Consider the following 25,039-nt stretch of genomic DNA (forward strand, 5'->3'; position numbering starts at 1 on the left):
ATTCCAGGTCCGAGGCGCGCAACTCGATTTGCTTGCGGTTGGGCTCGAGGATGCGCGGCGCTGCGTGGCTGCGCGTGCTGGCTCGCGCTTGCGTTTGCTGCACATCCGCAGCGCTGGGCGCCGGCAAGTCCTCGAACAGTCCCTGGTCCTGATTCATCGCCTCGTCTGTGGCCTGTGTTGACATGCCAGGGCTGTAGCCAGTCCCGTGCCAGTTCGCGAGGGTCGGAGAAAAACTCTCACTCTCTCAGTCCCGGATATCGGCCACCGGGTTGCTGCCGAAGTCCGGGCGTTCCAGGTACTTGAGGATCTTGGCGGCGGCCGATGCAGGGCTGTCGAGCAGGCCGTCGGCCTTGAGCTTCTCGAAGCGCACGCGGTCCGGGAACATGTCGGCCTCGCTGGTGCGCAGCGCCACCTGCATGTCGGTGTCGATGACGCCGGGCGCCAGCGACACGATGCGCGCGCCGCCGGCCACGGCCTTCTCCTCGAGCGCCACGGCACGCGAGAAATGGTCCATGCCGGCCTTGGCGGCGCAGTAGGGCGCCTGGCTGCCCATCGCGTTGCGGCCCAGGCCGGAGGAGATGTTGAGCACCTTGCGCTCGGCGCGCCAGCCCTTGGTGGCGCCCAGGAAGGCGGAAGCCAGAATCATCGGCGCCTCGAGTCCGACGCGCAGCGCCTGCGCCAGCTCGCTCGCCACCGCTTCGGACAAGGGGCGCGGGCGGCCGACCATGCCGGCGTTGTTGATCAAGGTCGCACTGTCGAAAGCGCCGGCATCGAGGCCCTGCAGCCAGGCCGCCAGCCGCGCCGCGGCCGGCACCGGATCGGACAGGTCCAGCTCCCACTGCGCCAGTTCGGCGCCGACCTCGCGGGCACGGGCGGCGAGTTGCGCGTCGCTCTGGCGGGAAATGCACAGCAAATTCTGGCCCGGCTGCAGCAGTTGCTCGGCCATGGCACGGCCCAGGCCGCGCGATGCGCCGGTGATGACGGTGAGACGGGATGAATTCATTGCGTTTGTTGAGAGTTTTCGTGCGCTATATCGCAACGTCAGCCCTTGCTCAGCAGCCGACCCTTCCAATGGTATCCGCGGCTGACTAGAATCGGCCGGCTTCTACACCCTCAGGCCATGCCCACCCACTACCAAGCAGCGAGCGAGCCAGGTCATTTCGCCCAGCGCTTCGGTCTGGCCTGCGAGCCCGGGGCCTCGATCGTCCGGCCGGGCCAGCAGGGCCTGTTCGTCCGGCGCCCCCGCGCGGACGGCGCGGCCCAGGATTCGCTGGCCCGCTTCCAGGTCGCCCCCGGGCGCTGGGGCCTGATCCCGCTGTTCAGCAAGGACGGCCAGGATCTGAACACCCATGAGGCGCGCTGCGAGACCGCCTTCGCCGAACGCAACTTCTACCAGCCCTGGAAGCGCGGCCATCGCTGCGTGATCCTTGCCGACGCCTTGTTCCAGGCCGGGGCCAGCGACGACGAGACCGTACGCGTGTCTCGCTCCGATGGCCAGCCGCTGGCACTGGCCGGCCTCTGGAACGGCTGGCGCTCGCCCGCCGGMGAGTGCGTGGAAAGCTTCGCGCTGCTGACATTCGGGATGCCGGGCAACCTGGAGCAGCGCCGCAGCGCGATCCTGCGCGACGCCYGGATCGACGACTGGCTCCACTGCCCGGTGGAGGAAACCGCGGCCTACCTGCGGCCCTATGCCGACGACAAGCTGGTCCGGCAGGCCCTGCCGGTAGACGTCCCGGTCTAGGGTCGGCCCGCCGCCGCCCTACGCCATTCCCCTGCCCACCGACACGCTGGCGCGCAGCGCCGCCAGGTCGATCACGCGCAGCCCGCCGTATTCGACCCGGATGGCGCCCTGCGCCTGCAAAGTGCGCAGGGCCTCGTTGACCCGCTGGCGCGAGAGCCCGATCAGGTAGGCCAGCTCCTGCTGCGTGATGCGCAGCAGCTCGCCCACACCGGGGAACAGCACCGGATTGAACAGCGCCGCCAGGTTGCGCGCCACGCGGACGTCGGGGTCGTTGAGGCGGTCGGTCTCGCGGGCAGCGATGAACTGGGCCAGGCGCTCGTTGAGCTGGTTCATCACGAAACGGTTGAAACCGATCGAGTGGTCGAGCAGCCAGTGGAAATCGTCCGCCGGCAGGCCGCCCACCACACTGTGCCGCAGCGCCTGGACGTTGTAGCGGTAGGGCTCGCGCTTGAGCACCGTGCCCTCGCCGAACCAGCCGCCCGGCGGCAGGCCGCTGTAGGTCATCGAGGTGCCGTCGGCGTTGTCGTTGCTCATCTTGAGCAGCCCGGCGATGACGCCGAACCAGTAGGTCGGCGGCCGGCCGATGCGGCAGACCAGGTCGCCGGGCACGGCTTCGCCGACCACCACCGCCGCTTCGGCGCGCCGCCGCTCGGGGGGCGTGAGCGCGTCCATCCATGGGATGCTGCCGAGTTCGTCGGCGCTGGCCGGCCGCACGCGGTCGCGGATCGAGGACGGGCTGCTGTCGGTGCCGGTGCTCATCGGGAAACTCCGGGGAGTAGTGTCCCTAGGATTGTCGTTGAAACGACAAGTTGGCGTCAAAGTTGGTCCTACAGTCCGCCCATCGTGCAGACCACAGACCCTACCTTCCCCCGCCTGTTGCTGGCCCATGCGCAGCAGCAGCCCGATGCCCCCGCGGTGCGCGAGAAGGATCTCGGCATCTGGCAGAGCTGGCGCTGGGCCGACGTCGCGCGCGAGGTGCGCGAGTTCGCCTGCGGGCTGGCGAGCCTGGGCTTCAAGGCCGGCGACAACCTGGCGATCGTCGGCGCCAACCGGCCGCATCTCTACATGGCGGTGATCGCGGCGCAAAGCCTGCGCGGCGTGCCGGTGCCGCTCTACCAGGACGCGGTGGCTGGCGAGATGGTATTCATGCTCGAGGACGCCGGGATCGAGTTCGTGATCGCCGAGGACCAGGAGCAGGTCGACAAGCTGCTCGAGTGCCGCGACACGCGGCCGACCATCCGCCACATCGTCTACGACGACCCGCGCGGGCTGCGCAACTACGATCAGCCCGGTCTGCTGAGCTACGAGAAGCTGTGCGAACTGGGCCGCGCCTGGGACGCGGCCCACCCCGAGTTCTTCACCAGCAGCGTGGCGGCCGGCGAGGCCTCCGACGTTGCCGTGATCCTCTACACCTCGGGCACCACGGGCCGCCCCAAGGGCGTCTGCCAGACCCATGCCAGCTTCATCGCGGCGGGCCGCGGCGGCGTCGAGACCGACCGGCTCGGCCCCGGCGACAACATCATGAGCTACCTGCCGATGGCCTGGGTCGGCGACCACCTGTTCTCGGTCGCGCAGTGGCTGGTCGGCGGCTTCACGCTCAACTGTCCGGAGTCGGCCGAGACCGTGATGAACGACATGCGCGAGATCGGGCCCAGCTACTACTTCGGCCCGCCGCGCACCTTCGAGGGCCTGCTCACGGCGGTGTCGATCCGCATGGAGGACGCAGCCGCACCCAAGCGCTGGCTGTACGCGAAGTTCATGGCGCTGGCGCAGCGCGTCGGTGCCGACATCCTGAACGGCGCGCCGGTCGCCACCCTGGATCGCCTGCTGTACGCGCTCGGCGACCTGGTCATCTACGGACCGCTGCGCAACGTGCTCGGCATGAGCCGCATCCGGGTCGCCTACACCGCGGGCGCGGCGATCGGGCCCGACCTGTTCCGCTTCTATCGCTCGATTGGTGTCAATTTGAAGCAGTTCTACGGCCAGACCGAAACCTGCGCTTATGTCTGCCTGCAGCGCGACGGCAAGGTCAAGCTGCAGACCGTGGGCAGCGCGGCGCCCGGCATCGAGTTGCGGATCGCGGACGACGGCGAAGTGCTGGTGCGCGGCGTGTCGGTGCTGCAGGGCTACTACAAGCGGCCCGACGCCACCGCCGAGGTGCTCGATGCCGACGGCTACTTCCATACCGGCGACGCCGGCGTGCTCGATGCCGAAGGCCACTTGCGCATCATCGACCGGGCGAAGGACGTCGGCCGGATGCACGGCGGCGCGATCTTCGCTCCCAACTACATCGAGAACAAGCTCAAGTTCTTCCCGCAGATCAAGGAGGCCGTCTGCTTCGGCGATGCGCGCGACGAGGTCTGCGCCTTCGTCAACATCGACTACGAGGCGGTCGGCAACTGGGCCGAACGGCGCGGGCTGGCCTACGGCGGCTATGTCGACCTGGCGGGCAAGCCCGAGGTGCTCGCGCTGGTGGCCGAGTGCATCGCCAAGGTCAACGCCGACCTGGCGAGCGAGGACGGCATGGCCGACACGCAGATCGCGCGCTTCATGGTGCTGCATAAGGAACTCGACCCCGACGACGACGAGCTGACGCGCACGCGCAAGGTGCGCCGTGGCTTCATCGCCGGCAAGTACGCGGTGCTGATCGATGCGCTCTACGGCGGCAAGACCGAGCAGTTCATCGAGACGCAGGTCAAGTTCGAGGATGGCCGCACCGGCGTGGTCAGCGCGACGCTGAAGATCGTCGAGGCCAAGCGGTTCCCACCGATGAGGGCAGCTGCATGAGCACACGCAATATCGGCGAGGTCATCCTGGACGTGCAGAACATCTCGCTCAGCTTCGGCGGCGTGAAGGCCCTGACCGACATCAGCTTCGACGTCCGCGAGCACGAGGTGCGCGCGATCATCGGGCCCAACGGCGCCGGCAAGAGCTCGATGCTCAACTGCATCAACGGCGTCTACCAGCCGCAGCAGGGCTCGATCACCTTCCGCGGCAAGCACTTCAAGCACATGAACTCGCGCCAGGTGGCCGAGATGGGCGTGGCGCGCACCTTCCAGAACCTGGCGCTGTTCAAGGGCATGAGCGTGCTCGACAACATCATGACCGGGCGCAACCTCAAGATGAAGAGCGGCCTGCTGGCCCAGGCGCTGCACTGGGGTCCCGCCCAGCGCGAGGAGATCGCGCAGCGCGAGTTCGTCGAACGCATCATCGACTTCCTCGAGATCCAGCTGCACCGCAAGACGCCCGTGGGCCGCCTGCCCTACGGCCTGCAGAAGCGGGTCGACCTCGGCCGCGCGCTCGCGATGGAGCCGCAGGTGCTGCTGCTCGACGAGCCGATGGCCGGCATGAACGTGGAGGAGAAGCAGGATATGAGCCGCTTCATCCTCGACGTCAACGACGAGTTCGGCACCACCATCGTGCTGATCGAGCACGACATGGGCGTGGTGATGGACATCTCGGACCGCGTGGTGGTGCTCGACTACGGCAAGAAGATCGGCGACGGCACGCCGCACGAGGTTCGCAACAACGAGGACGTGATCCGGGCATACCTGGGCGTGGAACACTGACATGGGATTCTTCCTCGAAACACTGTTCGGCGGCCTGATGGTGGGCATGCTGTATTCGCTGATCGCGATCGGCTTCGTGCTGATCTACAAGGCCTCGGGGGTCTTCAACTTCGCGCAGGGCGCGATGGTGCTGTTCGCGGCGCTTGCGATGGCGCGCTTCGCCGAATGGCTGCCGCGCTGGCTCGGCTTCGAGAGCCTGGTGCTCGCCAACCTGCTGGCCTTCGTCGCCGCGATGGCGGTGATGATCGTGGTGGCCTGGCTGATCGAGCGGCTGGTGCTCTCCAAAATGGTCAACCAGGAAGGCATCACGCTGCTGATGGCGACGCTGGGCATCGCCTACTTCCTCGACGGCCTGGGTCAGACGCTGTTCGGCAACGACATCTACAAGATCGACGTCGGCATGCCCAAGGAGCCGATGATGGTGCTCGAGAACGTGTTCCAGGGCGGCCTGCTGCTGAGCCGCGAGGACCTGATCGCGGCGCTGGTGTCGGCCGCGCTGGTGGTGGTGCTGGCGCTGTTCTTCCAGAAGACCTCCACTGGACGCGCCCTGCGCGCGGTGGCCGACGACCACCAGGCCGCGCAGTCGATCGGCATTCCGCTGAACCGCATCTGGGTCATCGTGTGGTCGGTGGCGGGCTTCGCCGCGCTGGTCGCCGGCATCATCTGGGGTTCCAAGCTCGGCGTTCAGTTCTCGCTCTCGCTGGTGGCGCTGAAGGCGCTGCCGGTGGTGATCCTCGGCGGCCTGACCTCGATCCCGGGCGCGATCATCGGCGGCCTGCTGATCGGCGTCGGCGAGAAGCTGTCGGAGATCTACCTCGGGCCGATGCTGGGCGGCGGCATCGAGATCTGGTTCGCCTACGTGCTGGCACTGGTGTTCCTGCTGGTCCGGCCCCAAGGCCTGTTCGGCGAAAAAATCATCGATCGGGTGTAAAGATGTTCTATAGAGAGAACGGCCAGTTCAAGTCCAGCTACCGCGCCGACCAGCAGATCTTCCCGATCCTGCAGGACCGGGTGCTGATGCTCGTGCTGCTGGTCTTCGCCTTCGCGGTGGTGCCCCTGAGCGCGCCCGAGTACTGGTTCCGCGCGATCCTGATCCCTTTCCTGATCCTGTCGCTCGCGGCGCTGGGTCTCAACATCCTGGTCGGCTATTGCRGGCAGATCTCGCTCGGCACCGGCGCCTTCATGGCGGTCGGCGCCTACGCGGCTTACAACTTCCACGTCCGCATCGACGGCATGCCGCTGCTGCTGTCGCTGCTGCTCGGCGGGCTGTGCTCGACCGCGGTCGGCGTGCTGTTCGGCATCCCGAGCCTGCGCATCAAGGGCCTCTACCTTGCGGTGGCCACGCTGGCGGCGCAGTTCTTCGTCGACTGGGCCTTCCTGCGCATCAACTGGTTCACCAACAACTCGTCCTCGGGCTCGGTCAGCGTCTCGAGCCTGAGCCTGTTCGGCCTGCCGGTCGAAACCGCGGTGCAGAAGTATCTGCTGTGCCTGAGCCTGCTGGCCGTCTTCGCGCTGATGGCGAAGAACCTGGTGCGCAGTTCCATCGGCCGCGAATGGATGGCGATGCGAGACATGGACGTGGCCGCCGCGGTGATCGGGATCCGCCCCGTGTATGCCAAGCTGACCGCCTTCGCGGTGAGCTCCTTCATCGTCGGCGTGGCCGGCGCGCTGTGGGGCTTCGTGCATCTGGGCACCTGGGAGCCGGCGGCCTTCAACATCGACCGTTCGTTCCAGCTCCTCTTCATGGTGATCATCGGCGGGCTCGGCTCGATTATGGGCAGCTTCTTCGGCGCCGCCTTCATCGTGCTGCTGCCGATCCTGCTCAACCAGCTGCCGGGCTGGTTCGGAATCACGATCTCGACCGCGCTCGCATCGCACCTCGAATTCATGATCTTCGGCGCATTGATCGTGTTCTTCCTGATCGTCGAGCCGCACGGCTTGGCGCGCCTGTGGTCGACCGCCAAGGAAAAGCTGCGCCTCTGGCCCTTCCCGCATTGATTCCCGTGTTTCGTTCGCAACAACCCTAGGAGACAGGCATGAAATTGAAATCGCTCGCTGCGACCGCCGCCTTCGCGGCCGCCACTATCGGCGCGCTGTTCGCGCCCTCGCTCGTGCAGGCGCAGGCCAAGGAGCAGTTCTTCCCCCTGCTGGTCTACCGCACCGGCCCCTACGCACCGAACGGCACCCCCTGGGCCAACGGCAAGCAGGACTACATCAAGTACATCAACGCCACCGGAGGCATCAACGGCGTGAAGATCGCCTACGAGGAATGCGAGACCGGCTACGCCACCGACAAGGGCGTCGAATGCTACGAACGCCTCAAGGGCAAGGGCGCAACCCTGATCGACCCGCAGGCGACGGGCATCACCTTCGCGCTGACCGACAAGGCGCCGGTCGACAAGATCCCGCTGATCACGCTCGGCTACGGCCTGTCGGCTTCGCAGGACGGCAACGTGTTCAAGTGGAACTTCCCGCTGATGGGCAGCTACTGGACCGCGGCCGACATCCTGATTCAGCACATCGCCAAGAAGGAAGGCGGCGCCGACAAGCTCAAGGGCAAGAAGATCGCGCTGGTCTACCACGACTCGCCGTTCGGCAAGGAGCCGATACCGCTGCTGCAGGAACGCGCGAAGATGAATGGCTTCGAGCTCACGCTGATCCCTGTCGCGGCGCCCGGCATCGAGCAGAAGTCGGCTTGGCTGCAGGTGCGCCAGCAGCGGCCCGACTACGTGCTGCTGTGGGGCTGGGGCGTGATGAACTCCACCGCGCTCAAGGAAGCGGTCGCCACCGGCTACCCGCGCGAGAAGATGTACGGCGTCTGGTGGGCCGGCGCCGAACCCGACGTCAAGGACGTGGGCGCGAACGCCAAGGGCTACAACGCGCTGGCGCTCAACAGCGCGGGCACGCAGCCGAAGGTGATGCAGGAGATCCTCAAGAACTTGCACGACARGGGCCAGGGAACGGGCCCGAAGGACGAGGTCGGCTCGGTGCTCTACACGCGCGGCGTGATCATCCAGATGCTCGGCATCGAGGCGGTCAAGCGGGCGCAGGAGCGTTTCGGCAAGGGCAAGGTCATGACCGGCGAGCAGGTGCGCTGGGGCCTCGAGAACCTCGCGCTCGACCAGAAGAAGCTCGATGCGCTGGGCTTCACGGGCGTGATGCGGCCGATCAGCACTTCGTGCCAGGACCACATGGGCTCGACCTGGGCCCGCATCGAGACCTGGGAYGGCAGCAAGTGGAACATCGCGCCCGACTGGTACGAGGCCGATGAGCAGATCATCAAGCCGATGGTCAAGTCGGCGGGCGAGAAATACGCGGGCGAGAAGAAGTTGAACCGGCGCGACGCCGCCGACTGCAGCGCCTGACGCTGGCCGCCTCATGAGCGAACGCAAGATCCTGCTCGACGTCAACGGCATCGAGGTCATCTACAACCACGTGATCCTGGTGCTCAAGGGCGTCTCGCTGTCGGTACCCGAGGGCGGCATCGTGGCGCTGCTGGGCGGCAACGGCGCAGGCAAGACGACGACGCTGCGCGCCGTGTCGAACCTGCTGGCAGGCGAACGCGGCGCGGTGACCAAGGGCACGATCGAGCTGCGCGGCGAACGCATCGAGGCGCTCTCGCCCGCGGAGCTGGTGAAGCGCGGCCTGATCCAGGTGATGGAAGGCCGCCACTGCTTCGCCCACCTGTCGATCGAGGACAACCTGATGACCGGCGCTTATACGCGCACCGACGGCAAGGCCGCGGTCGCGCAGACGCTCGAGAAGGTCTTCGCCTACTTTCCGCGGCTGAAGACGCGGCGCAGTTCGCAGGCGGCCTACACCTCGGGCGGCGAGCAGCAGATGTGCGCCATCGGCCGCGCGCTGATGGCCAACCCGAACATGGTGCTGCTCGACGAGCCCTCGATGGGGCTGGCGCCGCAGATCGTCGAGGAGGTTTTCGGCATCGTGAAGGACCTCAACGAGAAAGAAGGCGTGACCTTCCTGCTCGCCGAGCAGAACACCAACATGGCGCTGCGCTATGCCGACTACGGCTACATCCTCGAGAACGGGCGCATCGTGATGGACGGCGAGGCGAAGAGCCTGCGCGAGAACGAGGACGTCAAGGAGTTCTACCTCGGCGTCGGCGGCGCGGATCGCAAGAGCTTCCGCGACGTGAAGAGCTACAAGCGCAGAAAGCGGTGGTTGGCATGACGGATTTCTACGATGCGCTCGAAGTGCGCGACCCGGCCGAGCGCGAGCGCGACCTGCTGGCGGCGCTGCCGAAGCAGATCCTGCAGGCGCAGTCCGCGACCGCGGCCTTCGCGAAGATCCTCGACGGCGTGAAGCCGTCCGAGGTGGCGAGCCGCGAGGCGCTGGCGAAGCTGCCGGTCACGCGCAAGTCCGAGCTGCTCGCGCTGCAGCAGGAACGCCGCGCGAGCGACCCCTTCGGCGGCTTCGCGGCGATCCGCTTCGGCTCGCGCATGCCGCGCGTGTTCGCCAGCCCCGGCACCCTCTATGAACCCGAGGGCGAGGCAGCGGACTATTGGCGCACCGCGCGTGCGCTGTACGCCGCGGGCTTTCGTCGCGGCGAGCTGGTGCACAACTGCTTCAGCTACCACATGACGCCGGCCGGCTCGATCATGGAGAGCGGCGCCCGCGCGCTCGGCTGCACCGTGTTCGCGGGCGGCACCGGGCAGACCGAGCAGCAGTTGGAGGCAATCGCCGATCTGCGGCCGGCGGGTTACGTCGGCACGCCCAGCTTCCTGAAGATCCTGATCGAGAAGGCGGCCGAGAAGAACATCCCGCTCGGCCCCCTCGACAAGGCGCTGGTGTCGGGCGAGGCCTTTCCGCCCAGCCTGCGCGACTGGATCGCCGAACGCGGCGTGACCGGCATGCAGTGCTATGCGACCGCCGACCTGGGCCTGGTGGCCTACGAGACCAGCGCCCGCGAGGGCCTGGTGCTCGACGAGGGCGTGATCGTTGAGATCGTGCGGCCCGGCACCGGCGACCCGGTGCCCGAAGGCGAAGTCGGCGAAGTCGTCGTCACCACCCTGAACCCCGACTATCCGCTGGTCCGCTTCGGCACCGGCGACCTGTCGGCGCTGCTGCCCGGACACTGCCCGACCGGCCGCAGCAACGCGCGCATCCGGGGCTGGCTCGGCCGCGCCGACCAGACCACCAAGGTGCGCGGCATGTTCGTCCATCCCGGCCAGATCGCGGAGATCGTGCGCCGCTTTCCCGAAGTGCAGCGCGCGCGTCTGGTGGTCGAGGGCGAGATGGCCAACGACCGCATGACGCTGAAGCTCGAATGCCCGGCGCCGCCGGAAGGCCTGGACGCCCGCATCGCCGAGGCGATCCGGGAGCTCACGAAGCTGCGCGGCACGGTCGCGTGGGTGGCGCCCGGCAGCCTGCCGAACGACGGCAAGGTGATCGAGGATTCACGCAGCTACCAATAGGAGCGAAGATGGCGGCTGCGAATGAGGAGCTTCGACATGACAGTCCATGACCAGTACCAGCAGAAGCGGGTGCCGGCCGCCGAGGCGGTGCGCCAGGTGCGCGACGGCGACCTGATCATCGTTCCCACCGGGGTCGGCGAGCCGCCCACGCTGCTCACCGCCCTGTCCGAGCAGCGGCTGAGCTTCCGCGACGTCAAGGTGGCGCAGATCCTGGCGATGCGCAAGTACGCCTACATCGACCGCGAGACCTCGCAGCACGTGCGCCATGTGGCCCTGTTCTTCGGCGGCGCGACCCGCGCCGGCGGCCAGGAAGGCTGGATCGACTTCATCCCGAACTACTTCTCGGAGATCCCGGCGCAGATCGATCGCGGCCAGATCCCCGCCGACGTGGTGTTCAGCATGGCCTCGCCGATGGACGCCCACGGCTATTTCGCGCTCAGCCTGGGCGCCGACTACACGATGGCGGCCGTGGCCCGGGCCCGCGCGGTGGTGCTCGAGGTCAACCCGAACGTTCCGTTCGCCAACGGCAACTGCCATGTCCACATCTCGCAGGTCGCGGCCCTGGCGGAAAGCAGCGACCCGGTGCTCGAGGTCGGACTGCCGAAGATCGGACCGGTGCAGCAGGCCATCGGCAAGAATGTCGCCGACCTGATCGAGGACGGCTCGACCTTGCAGATCGGTTACGGCGGCATCCCCGACGCGGTGGTCATGCAGCTCACCCACAAGCACGACCTCGGCATCCACACCGAGATGCTCGGCGATGGCATCCTGACGTTGATCGAGGCCGGCGTGGTGACCAACCGGCGCAAGAACTACCTGCCGGGCAAGACGGTGGCCACCTTCGCGCTGGGCTCGAACAAGCTGTACCGCTTCATGGACCGCAACCCGTCGGTGGAGATCCATCCGGTCGACTTCACCAACACCCCGGCGCTGGCGGGCCTCAACGACAAGCTGGTCGCCATCAACGCCACGCTGCAGATCGACCTGCTCGGGCAGTGCGGCTCGGAAAGCCTGGGCCACGCACCCTTCTCCGGCACCGGCGGGCAGTCCGACTTCGTGCGGGCCGCCAACCGCTCGCGCGGCGGCAAGGCCTTCATCGTGCTGCCCTCGACCGCCAAGGGCGACACGCTGTCGCGCATCGTGCCCTCGCTGTCGCCCGGGACGCATGTGAGCACGAGCAAGAACGACATCAACTACGTGGTGACGGAATACGGCGTCGCCCAGCTGCGCGGCAAGTCGGCCAAGCAGCGGGCGCAGGAGCTGATCGCCATCGCGCACCCGGACTTCCGCGCCGAGCTGACCGAGCAGGCGAGGCTCGCGAAGCTGCTTTGACGCTGCGCGGCACCGCGCGGCGGCACGGTTCATGCGAGCGACAGGCGGCTTGCGTCATGATGACGAGCGCCCTCTTCTTCCTGCGATGACCCACTCCTTCTTCGAGCCGCCCGTCGGCGACCGCTACGCCCTGCGCAACCTGCGCGCGCCCCGCTGCCTGGTGCAGCCCGAACCGTCCGACCGCGGCGCCGGCGACGAACTCCGCGCCATCGACCTGCTGGTCGAGCGCGGCCGCATCGCCGCCATCGAAGCCGCGGGCACGCTGCCGCCCGAACTCGGCCCCGACCTCGACGCATCGATGGTGCTGCCGGGCATGGTCGACTGCCACACGCACCTCGACAAGGGCCACATCTGGCCGCGCCAGGCCAATCCGACCGGCGACGGCGCCGGCGCCTCGGCCGCAACGTTGCGCGACCGGCAGGCGAACTGGAACGCCGAGGACGTGCGCCGGCGGATGGAGTTCGGCCTCGCCACCGCCTATGCCAAGGGCGTGGTCGCGATCAGCACGCACCTCGATTCGCTGGCGCCGCAGGCCTCGATCTCGTTCCCGGTGCTGCGCGAGGTGCGCGAGCGCTGGGCCGGGCGGATCGACCTGCAGGTGTCCTCGATCGCGCCGCTCGACGTCTTCCTGACCGACGAAGGCCGGCAATTGGCTGACATCGTGGCCGACAGCGGCGGCAAGCTGGGCTGCGTGACGCGCTCCGCGGCCTACCCCAGCGAGCCGATGCCGCCCGACCTCGACGAGGCGCTGGTGCGGGTCTTCACCCTGGCCGCCGAGCGCGGGCTCGACCTCGACCTGCATGTCGACGAGTCGACCGACCCGCGGTCGCGCGCGTTGATCCGCGTCGCGCGCACCGCGCGGGCCCAGCGCTTCAAGGGCCGCATCCTGTGCGGCCACGTCACCTCGCTGGCCTTGCAGAGCGACGAATTCATCGAGGAGACGATTGCCGCCTGCCGCGACGCCGGCATCGACATCGTGAGCCTGCCGACCGTCAACATGTACCTGCAGGACCGCAGCCCCGCGGCGCGCACGCCGCGCTGGCGCGGCGTGACCGTGCTGCACGAGATGAAGGCGCGCGGCCTGCGGGTGGCGGTGGCGGGCGACAACTGCCGCGACCCGTTTTACGCCTACGGCGACCACGACATGCTCGACACCTTCACCCAGGCCGTGAAGATCCTGCACCTGGACCATCCGCTGGGCGACTGGATCCGCGCCGCGACCGAAACGCCGGCGGCCATCATGGGCATCGACCGCGGCGTGCTGAAGACCGGCGCGACCGCCGACCTCCTGTTGCTCAAGGCCCGCAACTATTCGGAAATGCTGTCGCGCACCCAGTTCGACCGCAGCGTGCTGCGCGCCGGCCGCGCGATCGACACCACGCTGCCCGACTACCGCCTGCTCGACGACCTCATGGTCGGCTGAGGCCCCGGCGCAAGTTCAGCGACGATCGCCCGAGATGTAGTGCTGCAACTGCTCGATGATGAAGGTCTGCTCGGAGATGATGCTCTTGACCAGGTCTCCGATCGAGATCAGGCCGACCAGCTTGCCGTTGTCCATCACCGGCAGGTGGCGGATGCGGCTCTGGGTCATCAGCGCCATGCAGTCCTCCGTAGTCTGGTCCGGCCGCACGTAGATCACGGCCGACGTCATGACATCGCGCAACGGCGTGTCCCTGGACGAGCGGGCCAGCAGCACGACCTTGCGCGCGTAGTCGCGCTCGGTGACCATGCCGACGATCTCGTCGCCCTCCATCACGAGCAGCGCGCCGACATTCTTCTCGGCCATCAGCGCGACCGCCTCGTACACCGTTGCCGAGGGCGCGATCGAATGCACGGTCGCATCGCCCTTGGACATGAGGATTTCCGCCACAGATTTCATGAGTTGCATTCTGCGCGGGCCGCGCGGCCGCCACAAGCGGTCCGCCAGACTCGACACCCCCATGTAACTTTTGGACACAGTCTCAGGCCGCTGCGGCAATCAGTTGCGGCAGCAATTCCTCCGCCTTGCCGTGCAACACCGCGCTCGCCGAATGGTCGAGCGACAGCGCCTCGGCATTGAGCGTGACGAGCTGGCCGCCGCTCGCCAGGGCCTGACGCGGAAGGTCGGCGGCAGGATAGACCACGGCCGTGCTGCCGACCAGCAGGAAGAGGTCGGACTGCTGCGCGGCGACCTGGGCGTCGAGCAGCAAGCCCTCGTTCAGCATCTCGCCGAACATCACCACGTCCGGACGCGCGCGCTCCCCGCAACGCATGCAGCGGTGAAAGAGCCAGGGGCCGCGGCGGTTGCCGCAGTGGTCGCAGCGCCATCGCCGCAGCGAGCCATGCAGCTCGAGCACGTCGGCGGCGCCCGCCCGGCTCAGCAGGCCGTCCACGTTCTGAGTCACGAGCCGGGTCGCCGGCCGCAGCCGCTGCAACTGCGCCAGCGCCAGATGGCCGGGGTTGGGCCGCGCCGCCTCGACCACCCGCAGGCGCTCGGCCCAGAAGCGGGTGAAGCCCGCCGGGTCCCGCGCCAGGTCTTCCGCGTGCGAATAGCGCAGCGCTTGCGGGTTCATCCAAAGGCCGTCGGCATCCCGGTAGGTCGGGATGCCGGAGGCCCTGGACAGCCCGGCGCCCGAAAAGACCACGATCCGCCGGGCCGTGCGCAGCAACTCGCCGGCGTGTTCGAGCGCGATGCCTTCAGTCATCTCTCTACCTGTCGAGCCCCGCCAGGCAAAGGTACTTGATCTCGAGAAAGTCGTCGAGCCCGTATTTCGAGCCCTCGCGGCCCAGGCCCGACTGCTTGACCCCGCCGAAGGGCGCCTCGGCGGTCGAGATCAGGCCGGTGTTGACGCCGACGATGCCGCATTCGAGCGCCTCGGCGACGCGCATGATGCGGCCGATGTCGCGGCTGTAGAAGTAAGAGGCCAGGCCGAATTCGGTGGCGTTGGCCTGCGCGATCGCCTCCTCCTCGGTGTCGAAGGCGAAGATCGGCGCCAGCGGGCCGAAGGTCTCCTCATGCGCCACCAGCATGTCGGCGCTGGCGCCGCCGATCACGGTCGGCAGGTAGAAGCGGCCGCCCAGTGCGTGGCGCTTGCCGCCGGCGAGCACCTGTGCGCCCTTGGCGACCGCGTCGGCCACATGCTCCTCGATCTTGGCCACCGCCTTGTCGTCGATCAGCGGGCCCTGCGTGACGCCCGGCTCGGTGCCGTCGCCGACCTTGAGCGCGTTCACTTTCGCGACCAGCTTTTGCGTGAAGGCTGCCAGCACGCCGCGCTGCACGTAGATGCGGTTGGCGCAGACGCAGGTCTGGCCGGTATTGCGGTATTTCGACACCATCGCGCCCTCGACCGCGGCATCGATGTCGGCATCGTCGAAAACGATGAACGGCGCATTGCCGCCGAGCTCGAGCGACAGCTTCTTGATCGTGTCGGCCGATTGCTTCATCAGCATGYGGCCGACCTCGGTCGAGCCGGTGAAGCTCAGCTTTCGCACGATCGGGCTGCGCGTCATTTCGCCGCCGATCTTCGAGGCCGAGCCGGTCAGAACCGAGAGCAGCCCCTTGGGCACGCCGGCGCGGTCGGCCAGCTCGGCGAAGGCCAGTGCCGAAAAGGGCGTCTGGGTCGCCGGCTTGACCACCATCGCGCAGCCGGCCGCCAGCGCCGGGCCGGCCTTGCGGGTCAGCATGGCGGTCGGGAAGTTCCAGGGCGTGATTGCGGCCGTGACGCCGACCGGCTGCTTGAGCGCCAGGATGCGGCGGTCGGCCTGGGGCGCCGGAATGGTGTCGCCGTAGACGCGGCGTGCCTCCTCGGCGAACCACTCGATGAACGAGGCCGCGTAGGCGATCTCGCCCTTGCTCTCCGCCAACGGCTTACCCTGCTCGGTGGTCATGATCAGCGCCAGGTCGTCCTGGTTGGCCAGCATCAGGTCGTTGAGCTTGCGCAGGATGGCCGAGCGCTCCTTGGCCGGCCGCCTGGCCCAGGGGCGCTGGGCGACTTCGGCGGCTGCGATGGCGCGCACGGTCTCGGCGGTGCCGCAGGCCGGTACGCTGCCGATTTCCTTGCCGTCGGCAGGGTTGCTGACGGGGATGATCTGGCGGTCGTCGGCGTTGACCCATTCGCCCGCAATGAAAACCTGCTGGCGCAGCAGGCTCGGATCCTTCAGTTTCAGCATGGCTTGCACTCCATCGCTCGAATACAGGCAGGCACGATACTCGCGATGGTGTCGGTCGACACGCGCGCAATCGAAAACCGTGCGATCGCTCACATTCCTTGGTCGACATCAAGGATTTGGGGGAAATCAGCGTTGGTCAGGCTCCAGTCAGACTATAAGATCGCGGCCTTTGCAATTCGGAGACAGCATGAACAAACTGCTCGCAATCGCCGCGCTCGCCGCCGTCGCGATGGGCGCACAGGCCCAGGATTTCCCGGGCGGCAAGCCCATCAGCATCGTGGTGCCGTTCGCCGCGGGCGGACCGACCGACCGCGTCGCGCGCGACCTCGCCGAGGCCCTGCGCAAGCCGCTGGGCGGCGGCAGCATCGTGATCGACAACGTGCCCGGAGCCGGCAGCTCGATCGGTGCCGCCAAGGTGGCGCGTGCCAACCCGGATGGCTACACCCTGCTGCTGAACCACATCGGCATGTCAACCATCCCCACCCTGGTGCGCAACGTGCCCTTCAAGGTCGAGACCGGCTTCGAGTACCTGGGGATTGTCAACGACGTCCCGATGACGCTGATCGCCAAGCCGCAGATGGCGGCCAGCAACTACAAGGAACTCAGCGCCTGGATCACCGCCAACAAGGGCAAGATCAACCTTGGCAACGCTGGCGTCGGCTCGGCCTCGCACCTGTGCGGCCTGCTGTTCCAGACCGCGACCAAGACCGAGATGACGCCGGTGCCGTACAAGGGCACAGCCCCCGCCATCACCGACCTGATCGGCGGCCAGATCGACCTCTTGTGCGACCAGACCACCAACACCTCGCCGCAGATCGAGGCCAAGAAGGTCAAGGCCTATGCCGTGACCACTTCGAAGCGCCTGGCGACGCCGCTGCTGAAGGACCTGCCGACGCTGCAGGAAGAGGGCCTCAAGGGCTTCGAGGTGACGATCTGGCACGGCCTCTACGCCCCCAAGGGCACGCCGCCGGCCATCACCAAGAAGCTCAACGACGCGCTCAAGGTCGCGCTCAAGGACCCCGAGTTCATCAAGAAGCAGGAAGGCCTGGGCGCCGTGGTGGCGACCGACGGCCGCATCGAACCCGATGGCCACAAGAAGTTCGTGGCGGCGGAGATCGCCAAGTGGAGCCCGATCATCAAGGCCGCCGGCGTCTATGCCGACTGATTCCCGGGCCTGAAAAGAAAGCCGCCGGCGCGAAAGCCCGGCGGCTTTCTTCATTTGCAGCTACTTCGGCCGGACGGCGTCGGCCGTTCCCTGGATGAAGGCCTTGATCTTCTCGACGTCTTCCGGCGTCAGCTTGTCGCTGAAGTCCGGCATGCCGCGCTCCATCGCCGAGCCCTTGAAGACGAACTTGTCGAGGTTCTCGATGAAGGACGCGTTCATGTAGCCGAGGTTCGGGATGTTGCCGCCGCGGTCGACGCCGGGCACGCCGTGGCAGAACACGCAGTTGCTCACGTACAGGTAGGTCCCGGCCTCCACCTTGGCCGGGTCGTACTTGACGCCCTGCAGCAGCTTGTCCATGCGGTACTGGACGAACTCCGGCTTGGGCGCGTTGCCGCCGACCGCGAAGGTGTAGACCGTGCCAGGCCCCTGCCGCTCCGTGGCGCGCTGGGCCAGCCCGTAGACGCCGCCCCAGCCGACCGCCACCGACACGTACTGCTTGCCGTCGACCATGAAGGTGGCCGGTGCGGCGACCACGCCGGTGCCGGTCGGTGTCTCCCAGAGCTTCTCGCCGGACTTGGCGTTGTAGGCCACCAACCGACCGTCGGCCGTGCCCTGGAACACCAGGTTGCCCGCGGTTGTCAGGGTGCCGCCATTCCACGGCGACACGTAGTCGACGCCCCAGGCCTCCTTCTGCGCGATCGGGTCCCAGGCGACCAGGCGGCCCATCGGCTTGCTGGTCGGTGGCTCGGCGTTGGCGAACTTGGCGGTGTTCCAGCCCAGTGCCGCATGCGGCCGGCCCGGTGCGTTCTCGTTGAACTTCCAGTCCTTGTCGTCCATCAGGTTGAGCGGCACGTGCTGGGCCGGCAGGTAGGCCAGCCCGGTCTGCGGGCTGTAGGACATCGGATGCCAGTTGTGGGCACCGAACGGGCCCGGGATGCTGTCATTGGGCTTGGTGCCATCGCGCGCCGAGGCGACCTCGATCGGGCGCCCGTTCTTGTCGTAGCCGGTGGCCCAGTTCACGTCGACGAAGTTCTTGGCCGAGATGAACTTGCCGTTGGTGCGGTCGATGACGAAGAAGAAGCCGTTCTTGGGTGCATGCAGGATCACCTTGCGCGGCTTGCCGCCGATCTTGACGTCGGCCAGGATCATCGGCTGGGTCGAGGTGTAGTCCCAGTTGTCCCCCGGCGTCTCCTGGTAGTGCCACTTGTACGCCCCGGTGTCGGGATCGAGGGCCACGATCGATGCCAGGTAGAGGTTGTCGCCGCCCTTCGGGCTGCGCTGGCTGCGGGCCCATGGCGAGCCATTGCCGGTGCCCACGTACATCAAGTTCAACTCGGGGTCGAAGGTGAGCGAATCCCAGGCGGTGCCGCCGCCGCCCGATTCCCAGTACTTGTTGCTCGGGTCCCAGGTCTTGGCCGCCTTGGCCATGGAAGCGTCCTCGAAGGGCTTCGAGGGATCGCCCGGCACCACGAACCAGCGCCACTTCTGCTCGCCCGAGGCGGCGTCGTAGGCCGTCACGTAGCCGCGCACGCCGTATTCGGCGCCGCCATTGCCGATGATCACCTTGCCCTTGAAGACGCGCGGCGCGCCGGTGATGGTGTAGGCGCGGTTGTGGTCGATGATGGTGTCCTTCTCCCACATCACCTGGCCGGTGGCGGCGTCGAGCGCGATCAACCGGCCGTCGAAGGCCCCCACGTAGACCTTGCCCTGGTACAGCGCCACGCCGCGGTTGACCACGTCGCAGCACCCCTTGAAGCCCTTCGCGCGGTCGACCTTGGGATCGTAGGTCCAGATGTTCTTCCCGGTGCGCGCATCGATCGCGTGCACCACGCTCCAGGAGGCCGTGACGTACATAATGCCGTCGACCACCAGGGGCGTGGCCTCGACGCCGCGCGTCGACTGCAGGTCGTAGGACCAGACCAGGCCCAGGTCCTTCACGTTGCCGGTGTTGACCTGGTCGAGCTTGCTGAAGCGGGTCTCGGCGTAGTCCAGGCCATAGCTGGGCCAGTCGGGCGTCTTGGCGGCGTTGGCCCGGATGAATGCGCCGTCGACCTTCTGCGTGGCGGCCTTGATGTGCTCGGGCGAGCCCTTCGCCGATTGCGCCACGGCGCTCGCGGCGCCCAGGCACAGCAGTGCGCCGAGCACCAGCGCGGCGTGAGTCTTGATCATCGTGTCGTCTCCTGTCGTTGTGAACGAAGGATCGGCCCAGCCGGCACTTTGATCATCCTCGGGATTTCCCTAGACCCGGACTGTTCCATAGCGGAACAAATTCGAGCCTCTTTTTTGCCCTGGAGGTGCCCGTGGCCCTTTCGACGCGCACCGCGGCCAGCGGCCCCCGACAGCTGTTCGCCACCACGCCCGCCGAACGCGTGGCGCTGGCCCGGACCCAATTCTTCGAGGAGGGAGTGCGCCCTTCCGGGCTGGTCGGCGAGGCCGTGATCCAGTCCTGGATGCGCTGCGCGCGCACCCATGCCGACACCCGCCGCGCCGTGTCCTTCAACGCCGTGACGCCAAGCCGCCTGCATGCCACGCTGGCACGCAACCGTGACCTGCTCCAGGCCGCTCGCGGCGAACTGGTGGACATGGAGAGTTCGCTGGCCGGCACCGACTGCCGCGTGCTGCTGACCGACGCGCAGGGCGTGATCGTCCACGTCACGCACCATCCGGCCGCAGCCCAGCAGCCAATCCTGCACCGGACCGCGCGGCTGGGCGTCAACGTCGCCGAGGGCGTGGTCGGCACCACCGCGCCCGGCATCGTGGCGCGCACCGGCCAGGCCTGCACGGTCGACGGCGCCGAGCACTATTTCGAATGCCTGCGCGCCATGCAGTGCGCGGCGGCGCCGATCCGCGACGTGCACGGCCAGCTGGCCGGCGTGCTCGACCTGTCGGTCGAATCGCGCCGCTTCGGCTTCGATGCGGCCTCGATGGTCGCGCTGTATGCCACCACGATCGAGAACCGTCTGCTGCTGGCGCAGTCGCGCGACCGCCTGGTGCTTCGCTTCCAGGCCAGCCCGACGCTGCTCGGCACACCGCTGGTGGCGCTGGCGGGCATCGCCGAGGACGGCACCGTGGCCTGGCTCAACAGCGCCGGCGCGCGGCTGATCGGCGGCCTGCCCGAAGCCGGCTCCTGCGCCGTGGAAATGCTGTTCGGCCTCGACGTCGATGGGCTGCTGCGCCTGGGCCGGCGCGAAGCCGCGCAACCCGTGCGGCTCGCGAGCGGGCTCGGCGTCTGGCTGCAGGCCCGCGGACAAGCACACGACGGCGTTGATTTCCGCCACGCCGTGAGCGTGCCCGCGACGGCGCCGACGCCCGCCGCCGAGACGCGGGCCCCGCAGCAAGCGGTCGAAGTCTCACAAGCCTCCGGGCAGGACGCCGGCGACGGCACGCTGCAAGGCCGCAGCCGCAAGCTGATCGAGGAAACGCTGGCGGCTCACCACGGCAACATCTCGCACGCGGCGCGTCAGTTGCGGGTGTCGCGCGGCACCCTCTACCGGCGGCTCAAACGCTGGCGCGAGGAGGATCGGGCCGATCGGGAGTGAAAGTGCGGAATTCGGAGCCCGGACAGCACCGTTACAACTTCGGCTGTCATCCGGCGCATGACCGGAGCGTTGTAGCTTCAGCCAGTCCTGATTTCAGGGCTGGCCGATCGTCCCAATATCTCACTCCAACTTCGACGCTCCATGAAACGCACTCTGATCGCCCTCACTGCCGCCGCCTTCGCCCTTGCCGCAGGCGCCTCCTTCGCCGCCACACCTGCCGATGGTGCAGCGCCCGCAGCGCCGGCCGCCACCAAGTCCAAGGCCAAGTCGACGAAGCACTCGACCCACAAGACCTCGCACAAGGTCGCCCACAAGAAGGCGGCGCCCAAGACCGCGGCCTGAACCGMCCGCTCTGAACAAGCCCCTTCGGGGGCTTTTTCATTGGCGGGCCCAGGTCCGAGGTCCTAGATACTATGGAAGGGCCGCGGAGGTAAGCCCCCTGGAGTAGAACGAGGATTCGAAGACTCGTTTTTCGAAAGGAGCATGCAAATGAAAGCGCCTGACACAGCCCTTCAGGGGCAGGATACGACGATCATCGGCCGGCTGTATATGGCCTTCGAATTGGGCGACAAGAGCTGGAAGCTGTCGCTGGGTGACGGCGTGCGCGCGCCGAGCCGATGCGCGGTCGCGGCGGGGGATACGGCATCTGTGCTCACAGCGATCACGAGGGCCAAGGCACGTTGCGGCCTGGCCGGGCAAGSSYCGGTRCGCAGTTGCTACGAGGCTGGCCGTGACGGCTTCTGGCTGCACCACTGGCTGACCGAGCAAGGGATCGCCAACCTCGTAGTGGACTCGGCYAGTATCGAAGTCAACCGGCGCGCGCGCCGCGCGAAGACGGACCGGCTCGACAGCGACAAGCTGCTGTCGATGCTGATGCGTTACCACGCTGGTGAACGGCGGGTGTGGGCCGTTGCGCGGATCCCCAGCCCGGAGCAGGAAGATGAGCGGCGCATGCACCGGGAACTTGGGCGCCTGCGCCAGGAACGCACCGCGCACAGCAACCGGATCCGTTCGCTGCTGGTGCTGCACAACCTGCGGGTCGAGCGCATCGGTGGGCGCGCGTGGGTGGGCTGGTGGACTCAGCACGCCGCGCGGCTGTTGCCAGGTTTGCGCGCCGAGATTGAGCGCGAGTTCGAACGCCTGTTGCTGGTTGCCAGGCAGATCAGGGCGCTTGAGACACTGCAGCAGCATCAGGTCCGCAGCGGTGCGCAACCCACGATCGCACTGCTCGCGCGGCTGGCAGGTATCGGCACGGGAAGTGCATGGACCCTGGTCAAGGAACTGTTTGGCTGGCGGCGGTTCCACAACCGGCGTGAACTTGCCGGGTGTCTGGGCCTGGCGCCGACGCCCTACGCCAGTGGCACCAGCGACGTTGAGCAGGGCATCAGCAAGGCCGGCAACAAACGCAGTCGATGGCTGATGGTCGAACTCGCGTGGAGTTGGCTCCGCTTCCAGCCGGCCAGCCAGTTGAGCCAGTGGTTCAATCAGCGCTTTGCCGTCGCCGGCAAGCGCATGCGACGGATCGGCATTGTGATGGTGGCTTCATAAAGCACTCCTCACAATTGAGAGTTGGGATGTTAGGCGTCAGGCAGCGTCTCGCGATGGTTCTTCAAGTGACCTGAGGTGCGTATGCGATCACGGAGTTGCTGCTCCTGTTGAACCGTGGTGTCGGTGCAGGCACCCCCTTGCCAGCGAACGTGCAGAACGACCTGTCTCGCATCTGCGAGTTTCTCGACCGTGATGTCGCGGATGAGAAGTCGCAGCATCCGCTTGCGATCCTTCGACTGGGTCGTCGCAGCGCGCCAGACGCGCGGCAGATCACGAGCCAGAGCCAGCACCTTTGTCTTCTGCTCGGGCGTYACGACGTGGGCCTTCTGGGCCTGGAAATTTGCGGCTTCGGACTTGACTTCGTCGATGTGCATCATGGCTTCGTTCCAGCGACGCTCAAGGCTTGCGGCGACCAGGCGATTGGACGGGTCGACTTCTTCATAGCGGCGCTTGGCCAATGCGCAGTCATACTCCGCGCGCTCGATGCGCATGTGCCACTGACGCATGACGGCTTGGTTGCGCTGCTCAAGGTCGTTCAAGGCTGCCAAGGCCAACTCGAGTTCGGCTGGCTTCAGGGCTTTGAATACCTCTGCGCAGATGGCGTCGTCGAGCAACTCGGTGCGCACACTGAAGCAGTTCTTCGTGGCCAGTCCTTCGCGKCGCCTCCAAGTGCATTGGTAGGTGGGATAGATGCCGCCGTTGCCTTGATAGCGCACTATGACCGCYCGCCCGCAGGTGCCGCACAACAGCATTCCCTGGAGCAACGCAAGGCCTTCGCGTGCCGGACCGCTGAGCACGGTGCCTTCCGCGTTGTTGCGGTTAGTCGCCAGGCGCCGCTGGTTCTGATCGAACTCCTCCTCGGTGATGTAGCCCTCGTGGTGTTCACGCAAGTGGACACGCCACTCCGGCATTGGGACCGCCCGCACATTCTTGCGCACCTCGCCCTCGGGGGTGATGCTTCTGGCGTACTGGCGTCGGCCAAAAACGTAGCTGCCGGCGTACGTCGGGTTTCTCAGCAGGGTCAGGATACGACTCTGGCTGAGYCGACCCCAAACGAGCTTGGTAGCCCACACACCGCCATTGGCGCGCTTCGGGAAGCGCAGGCCGTCCCGAGCAAATCGTTGGACAACGGCGTAGGCACTGCCCGTTTCCCGGAACATGCGAAACGCCAGTTGCACGGCTCCCCGCACTTCGTCGTCCGGATCCATGACGATGCGGTCGTGGTCGTCATAGCAAAAGCCCACCGGCAAGGGGAACCGCAACTCACCCTTCTGCGCCTTGTTCAGCTTGCCGCCCAGGAGGCGCCCGCGCAAGAAATGCAGYTCGGCCTGGGCCATCGTGCCCTTGATGCCGAGCACCAGTCCGTCGTTGAAGTCCGCTGGGTCGTAGCAGCCATCGGTATCGATCACCAGGGTGTGCGTCAGGGCACACAGTTCCAGGAGTCGATGCCAGTCGAGGCTCGAACGTGCCAGGCGCGACACCTCCAGGGCAAACACCGCTCCGACCTGGCTCATCGAGACGTCCGCCACCAACGTCTTGAAGTCCTCGCGACCGGCCATCTGTGCCCCCGACCGGCCCAGGTCCCGATCCAGCACGCGGATCGACCCCTGCGGCCACCCCATGGCCCGTGCCTTGTCCTGCAGCGCATATTGGCGCTCGGTGCTCTCCTGGTTGTGACGCACCTGACCCGGTGTCGACTGCCGCACGTAGATGTACGCCGGTTTGCTCAGGTGAGCTTGAGTGATGGTCGTGTTCATCGCAGGCCTCCACACTGGACATGAGCGTCGGGTCGGCCTCGATCATGGCGCTGAGCATGTTGGCCAACACAGCCGCGCCAACTGAGAGATCGATGAGGACGGTGGGCGACAGGGGTGATGCCTGGTCCACCGTTGCACCTCAGAGTGGCTCTCGCCGACGCAGCAGTTCGTGGTTGATCTCGGAGATCTCCTCCAAGATCTCGCGCACTTGGGCGTAGTTGGCCAAGTGCGCGCACACCTGCGCGTGCTCGGCCTGGAGGACGTAGTCCATCTGAGGCGACCTGCCTGGGTAACTCACCGAGAGGTAGTACTTGGGTCCGTGTCCGGGACCCTCTGCACACTTGCAGTTTGGATTGCCGCAGCGCTTGTAGCGTTCGATCAAGGAGCCCCGCAGCACGGCGTCCAGCGGCGGCATCTTGCGCAGCAGTTGCTTGCGGCGTCGCTTGAGGGCTGAAGAGGTCGGCTCTGTCATTCTTGACGGACCACACATATAACTGGTCCGAGATTAGTTCATGAAAGCTCATTTGACAAGCCCTCCGCACGAGCGGGCTGCCAGAATCTCAAGCAGCGCGACCAGATCGCACAGCGAGCCCAGGTCAAGCCGAGCCGTGGAGCCGTCAACTCGCTGGCATGGATTGGGCACGGCGAGGTCGGTCCATTCGCGAGCGATGGCGAAGCTGAGGCGCTCGCCATCATCCTGAAGGATCAGCGTGTCGACACCAGCAACGTATCGCGCCTTCAATACAGGAAAGCGCTGCCCCCTACGTGGATGGAACGGATGCCGAATCTCGGCCCAACCCCGCG

Annotated in this window: 22 protein-coding genes and 2 pseudogenes; 14 read left to right on the forward strand and 10 right to left on the reverse strand. The window is 67.1% G+C overall.

The window, feature by feature from the left end:
• Together AC1DY5_RS09060 and AC1DY5_RS09065 are read right to left on the reverse strand one after the other, a co-directional pair.
• Positions 1-184: pseudogene (locus AC1DY5_RS09060) on the reverse strand (IS5/IS1182 family transposase); the annotation flags it as partial.
• Positions 185-244: 60 nt separating this feature from the next.
• On the reverse strand, positions 245-1,003 hold the full coding sequence (locus tag AC1DY5_RS09065; protein ID WP_478110957.1) for an SDR family NAD(P)-dependent oxidoreductase: 759 nt from the start codon (positions 1,001-1,003) through the stop codon (positions 245-247).
• Positions 1,004-1,120: 117 nt separating this feature from the next.
• On the opposite strand from AC1DY5_RS09065, the gene AC1DY5_RS09070 reads away from it, so the two are divergent.
• On the forward strand, positions 1,121-1,741 hold the full coding sequence (locus AC1DY5_RS09070; RefSeq protein WP_478110958.1) for an SOS response-associated peptidase family protein: 621 nt from the start codon (positions 1,121-1,123) through the stop codon (positions 1,739-1,741).
• A gap of 18 nt (positions 1,742-1,759) precedes the next feature.
• On the opposite strand, the gene AC1DY5_RS09075 is transcribed toward AC1DY5_RS09070, so the two are convergent.
• A complete protein-coding gene (locus AC1DY5_RS09075; protein ID WP_478110959.1) occupies positions 1,760-2,500 on the reverse strand; it encodes a Crp/Fnr family transcriptional regulator in 741 nt (246 codons plus the stop codon).
• Between the two features lie 84 nt (positions 2,501-2,584).
• Between AC1DY5_RS09075 and AC1DY5_RS09080 the strand changes: the two genes are divergently transcribed.
• From AC1DY5_RS09080 to AC1DY5_RS09120, 9 genes are all read left to right on the forward strand, one after another.
• Entirely contained in the window at positions 2,585-4,528 is a 1,944-nt protein-coding gene (locus AC1DY5_RS09080; RefSeq protein WP_478110960.1) for an AMP-dependent synthetase/ligase, read from the forward strand.
• Entirely contained in the window at positions 4,525-5,310 is a 786-nt protein-coding gene (locus tag AC1DY5_RS09085) for an ABC transporter ATP-binding protein (protein WP_478110961.1), read from the forward strand. Before AC1DY5_RS09080 ends, AC1DY5_RS09085 begins: the two co-directional genes overlap by 4 nt.
• A gap of 1 nt (position 5,311) precedes the next feature.
• Positions 5,312-6,241, forward strand: a complete 930-nt coding sequence (locus AC1DY5_RS09090; protein ID WP_478110962.1) for a branched-chain amino acid ABC transporter permease — start codon at positions 5,312-5,314, stop codon at positions 6,239-6,241.
• A gap of 2 nt (positions 6,242-6,243) precedes the next feature.
• Positions 6,244-7,308, forward strand: coding sequence for a branched-chain amino acid ABC transporter permease (locus AC1DY5_RS09095; protein ID WP_478110963.1), 1,065 nt, complete (start codon positions 6,244-6,246; stop codon positions 7,306-7,308).
• A gap of 38 nt (positions 7,309-7,346) precedes the next feature.
• On the forward strand, positions 7,347-8,675 hold the full coding sequence (locus AC1DY5_RS09100) for an ABC transporter substrate-binding protein (protein ID WP_478110964.1): 1,329 nt from the start codon (positions 7,347-7,349) through the stop codon (positions 8,673-8,675).
• A gap of 13 nt (positions 8,676-8,688) precedes the next feature.
• Positions 8,689-9,501, forward strand: coding sequence for an ABC transporter ATP-binding protein (locus tag AC1DY5_RS09105; protein WP_478110965.1), 813 nt, complete (start codon positions 8,689-8,691; stop codon positions 9,499-9,501).
• A complete protein-coding gene (locus AC1DY5_RS09110; RefSeq protein WP_478110966.1) occupies positions 9,498-10,745 on the forward strand; it encodes a phenylacetate--CoA ligase family protein in 1,248 nt (415 codons plus the stop codon). The genes AC1DY5_RS09105 and AC1DY5_RS09110 overlap by 4 nt, the downstream gene beginning before the upstream one ends.
• A gap of 36 nt (positions 10,746-10,781) precedes the next feature.
• The gene (locus AC1DY5_RS09115) at positions 10,782-12,077 is read left to right on the forward strand and encodes an acetyl-CoA hydrolase/transferase family protein (RefSeq protein ID WP_478110967.1); all 1,296 of its coding nucleotides are present in this window, start codon (positions 10,782-10,784) and stop codon (positions 12,075-12,077) included.
• Positions 12,078-12,162: 85 nt separating this feature from the next.
• Positions 12,163-13,500 (forward strand): cytosine deaminase, encoded by a 1,338-nt coding sequence (locus tag AC1DY5_RS09120; RefSeq protein ID WP_478110968.1) that lies wholly within the window; start codon positions 12,163-12,165, stop codon positions 13,498-13,500.
• A gap of 15 nt (positions 13,501-13,515) precedes the next feature.
• On the opposite strand, the gene AC1DY5_RS09125 is transcribed toward AC1DY5_RS09120, so the two are convergent.
• From AC1DY5_RS09125 to AC1DY5_RS09135, 3 genes are all read right to left on the reverse strand, one after another.
• Complete coding sequence (locus AC1DY5_RS09125) at positions 13,516-13,956, reverse strand: CBS domain-containing protein (RefSeq protein ID WP_478110969.1); 441 nt, start codon at positions 13,954-13,956, stop codon at positions 13,516-13,518.
• An 82-nt stretch (positions 13,957-14,038) separates the two neighbouring features.
• On the reverse strand, positions 14,039-14,761 hold the full coding sequence (locus AC1DY5_RS09130) for an SIR2 family NAD-dependent protein deacylase (protein ID WP_478110970.1): 723 nt from the start codon (positions 14,759-14,761) through the stop codon (positions 14,039-14,041).
• Positions 14,762-14,765: 4 nt separating this feature from the next.
• The gene (locus tag AC1DY5_RS09135) at positions 14,766-16,226 is read right to left on the reverse strand and encodes an NAD-dependent succinate-semialdehyde dehydrogenase (RefSeq protein WP_478110971.1); all 1,461 of its coding nucleotides are present in this window, start codon (positions 16,224-16,226) and stop codon (positions 14,766-14,768) included.
• A 187-nt stretch (positions 16,227-16,413) separates the two neighbouring features.
• On the opposite strand from AC1DY5_RS09135, the gene AC1DY5_RS09140 reads away from it, so the two are divergent.
• Complete coding sequence (locus tag AC1DY5_RS09140) at positions 16,414-17,391, forward strand: tripartite tricarboxylate transporter substrate-binding protein (protein WP_478110972.1); 978 nt, start codon at positions 16,414-16,416, stop codon at positions 17,389-17,391.
• A gap of 60 nt (positions 17,392-17,451) precedes the next feature.
• Here the strand turns inward: AC1DY5_RS09140 and AC1DY5_RS09145 are convergent, their stop codons facing one another.
• The gene (locus AC1DY5_RS09145; RefSeq protein WP_478110973.1) at positions 17,452-19,560 is read right to left on the reverse strand and encodes a PQQ-dependent dehydrogenase, methanol/ethanol family; all 2,109 of its coding nucleotides are present in this window, start codon (positions 19,558-19,560) and stop codon (positions 17,452-17,454) included.
• Positions 19,561-19,691: 131 nt separating this feature from the next.
• On the opposite strand from AC1DY5_RS09145, the gene AC1DY5_RS09150 reads away from it, so the two are divergent.
• The 3 genes and pseudogenes from AC1DY5_RS09150 to AC1DY5_RS09160 all read left to right on the forward strand — a co-directional run.
• On the forward strand, positions 19,692-20,930 hold the full coding sequence (locus tag AC1DY5_RS09150) for a helix-turn-helix domain-containing protein (protein WP_478110974.1): 1,239 nt from the start codon (positions 19,692-19,694) through the stop codon (positions 20,928-20,930).
• A gap of 141 nt (positions 20,931-21,071) precedes the next feature.
• Positions 21,072-21,272, forward strand: a complete 201-nt coding sequence (locus AC1DY5_RS09155) for a hypothetical protein (RefSeq protein ID WP_478110975.1) — start codon at positions 21,072-21,074, stop codon at positions 21,270-21,272.
• Positions 21,273-21,419: 147 nt separating this feature from the next.
• Positions 21,420-22,472 (forward strand): annotated as a pseudogene (locus tag AC1DY5_RS09160) (IS110 family RNA-guided transposase); the annotation flags it as partial.
• A 35-nt stretch (positions 22,473-22,507) separates the two neighbouring features.
• On the opposite strand, the gene AC1DY5_RS09165 reads toward AC1DY5_RS09160, so the two are convergent.
• The 3 genes from AC1DY5_RS09165 to AC1DY5_RS09175 all read right to left on the reverse strand — a co-directional run bounded on the left by AC1DY5_RS09165 (position 22,508) and on the right by AC1DY5_RS09175 (position 25,022).
• Positions 22,508-24,235 carry a recombinase family protein gene (locus AC1DY5_RS09165; protein ID WP_478110976.1) on the reverse strand — a complete coding sequence of 576 codons (1,728 nt, stop codon included), beginning with the start codon at positions 24,233-24,235 and terminating at the stop codon, positions 22,508-22,510.
• Positions 24,236-24,374: 139 nt separating this feature from the next.
• Complete coding sequence (locus AC1DY5_RS09170; RefSeq protein WP_478110977.1) at positions 24,375-24,707, reverse strand: DUF6788 family protein; 333 nt, start codon at positions 24,705-24,707, stop codon at positions 24,375-24,377.
• A gap of 48 nt (positions 24,708-24,755) precedes the next feature.
• A complete protein-coding gene (locus AC1DY5_RS09175) occupies positions 24,756-25,022 on the reverse strand; it encodes a DUF5372 family protein (protein WP_478110984.1) in 267 nt (88 codons plus the stop codon).
• Positions 25,023-25,039: the final 17 nt, after the last annotated feature.

Source organism: Variovorax sp. P4_D9 (assembly GCF_056401695.1).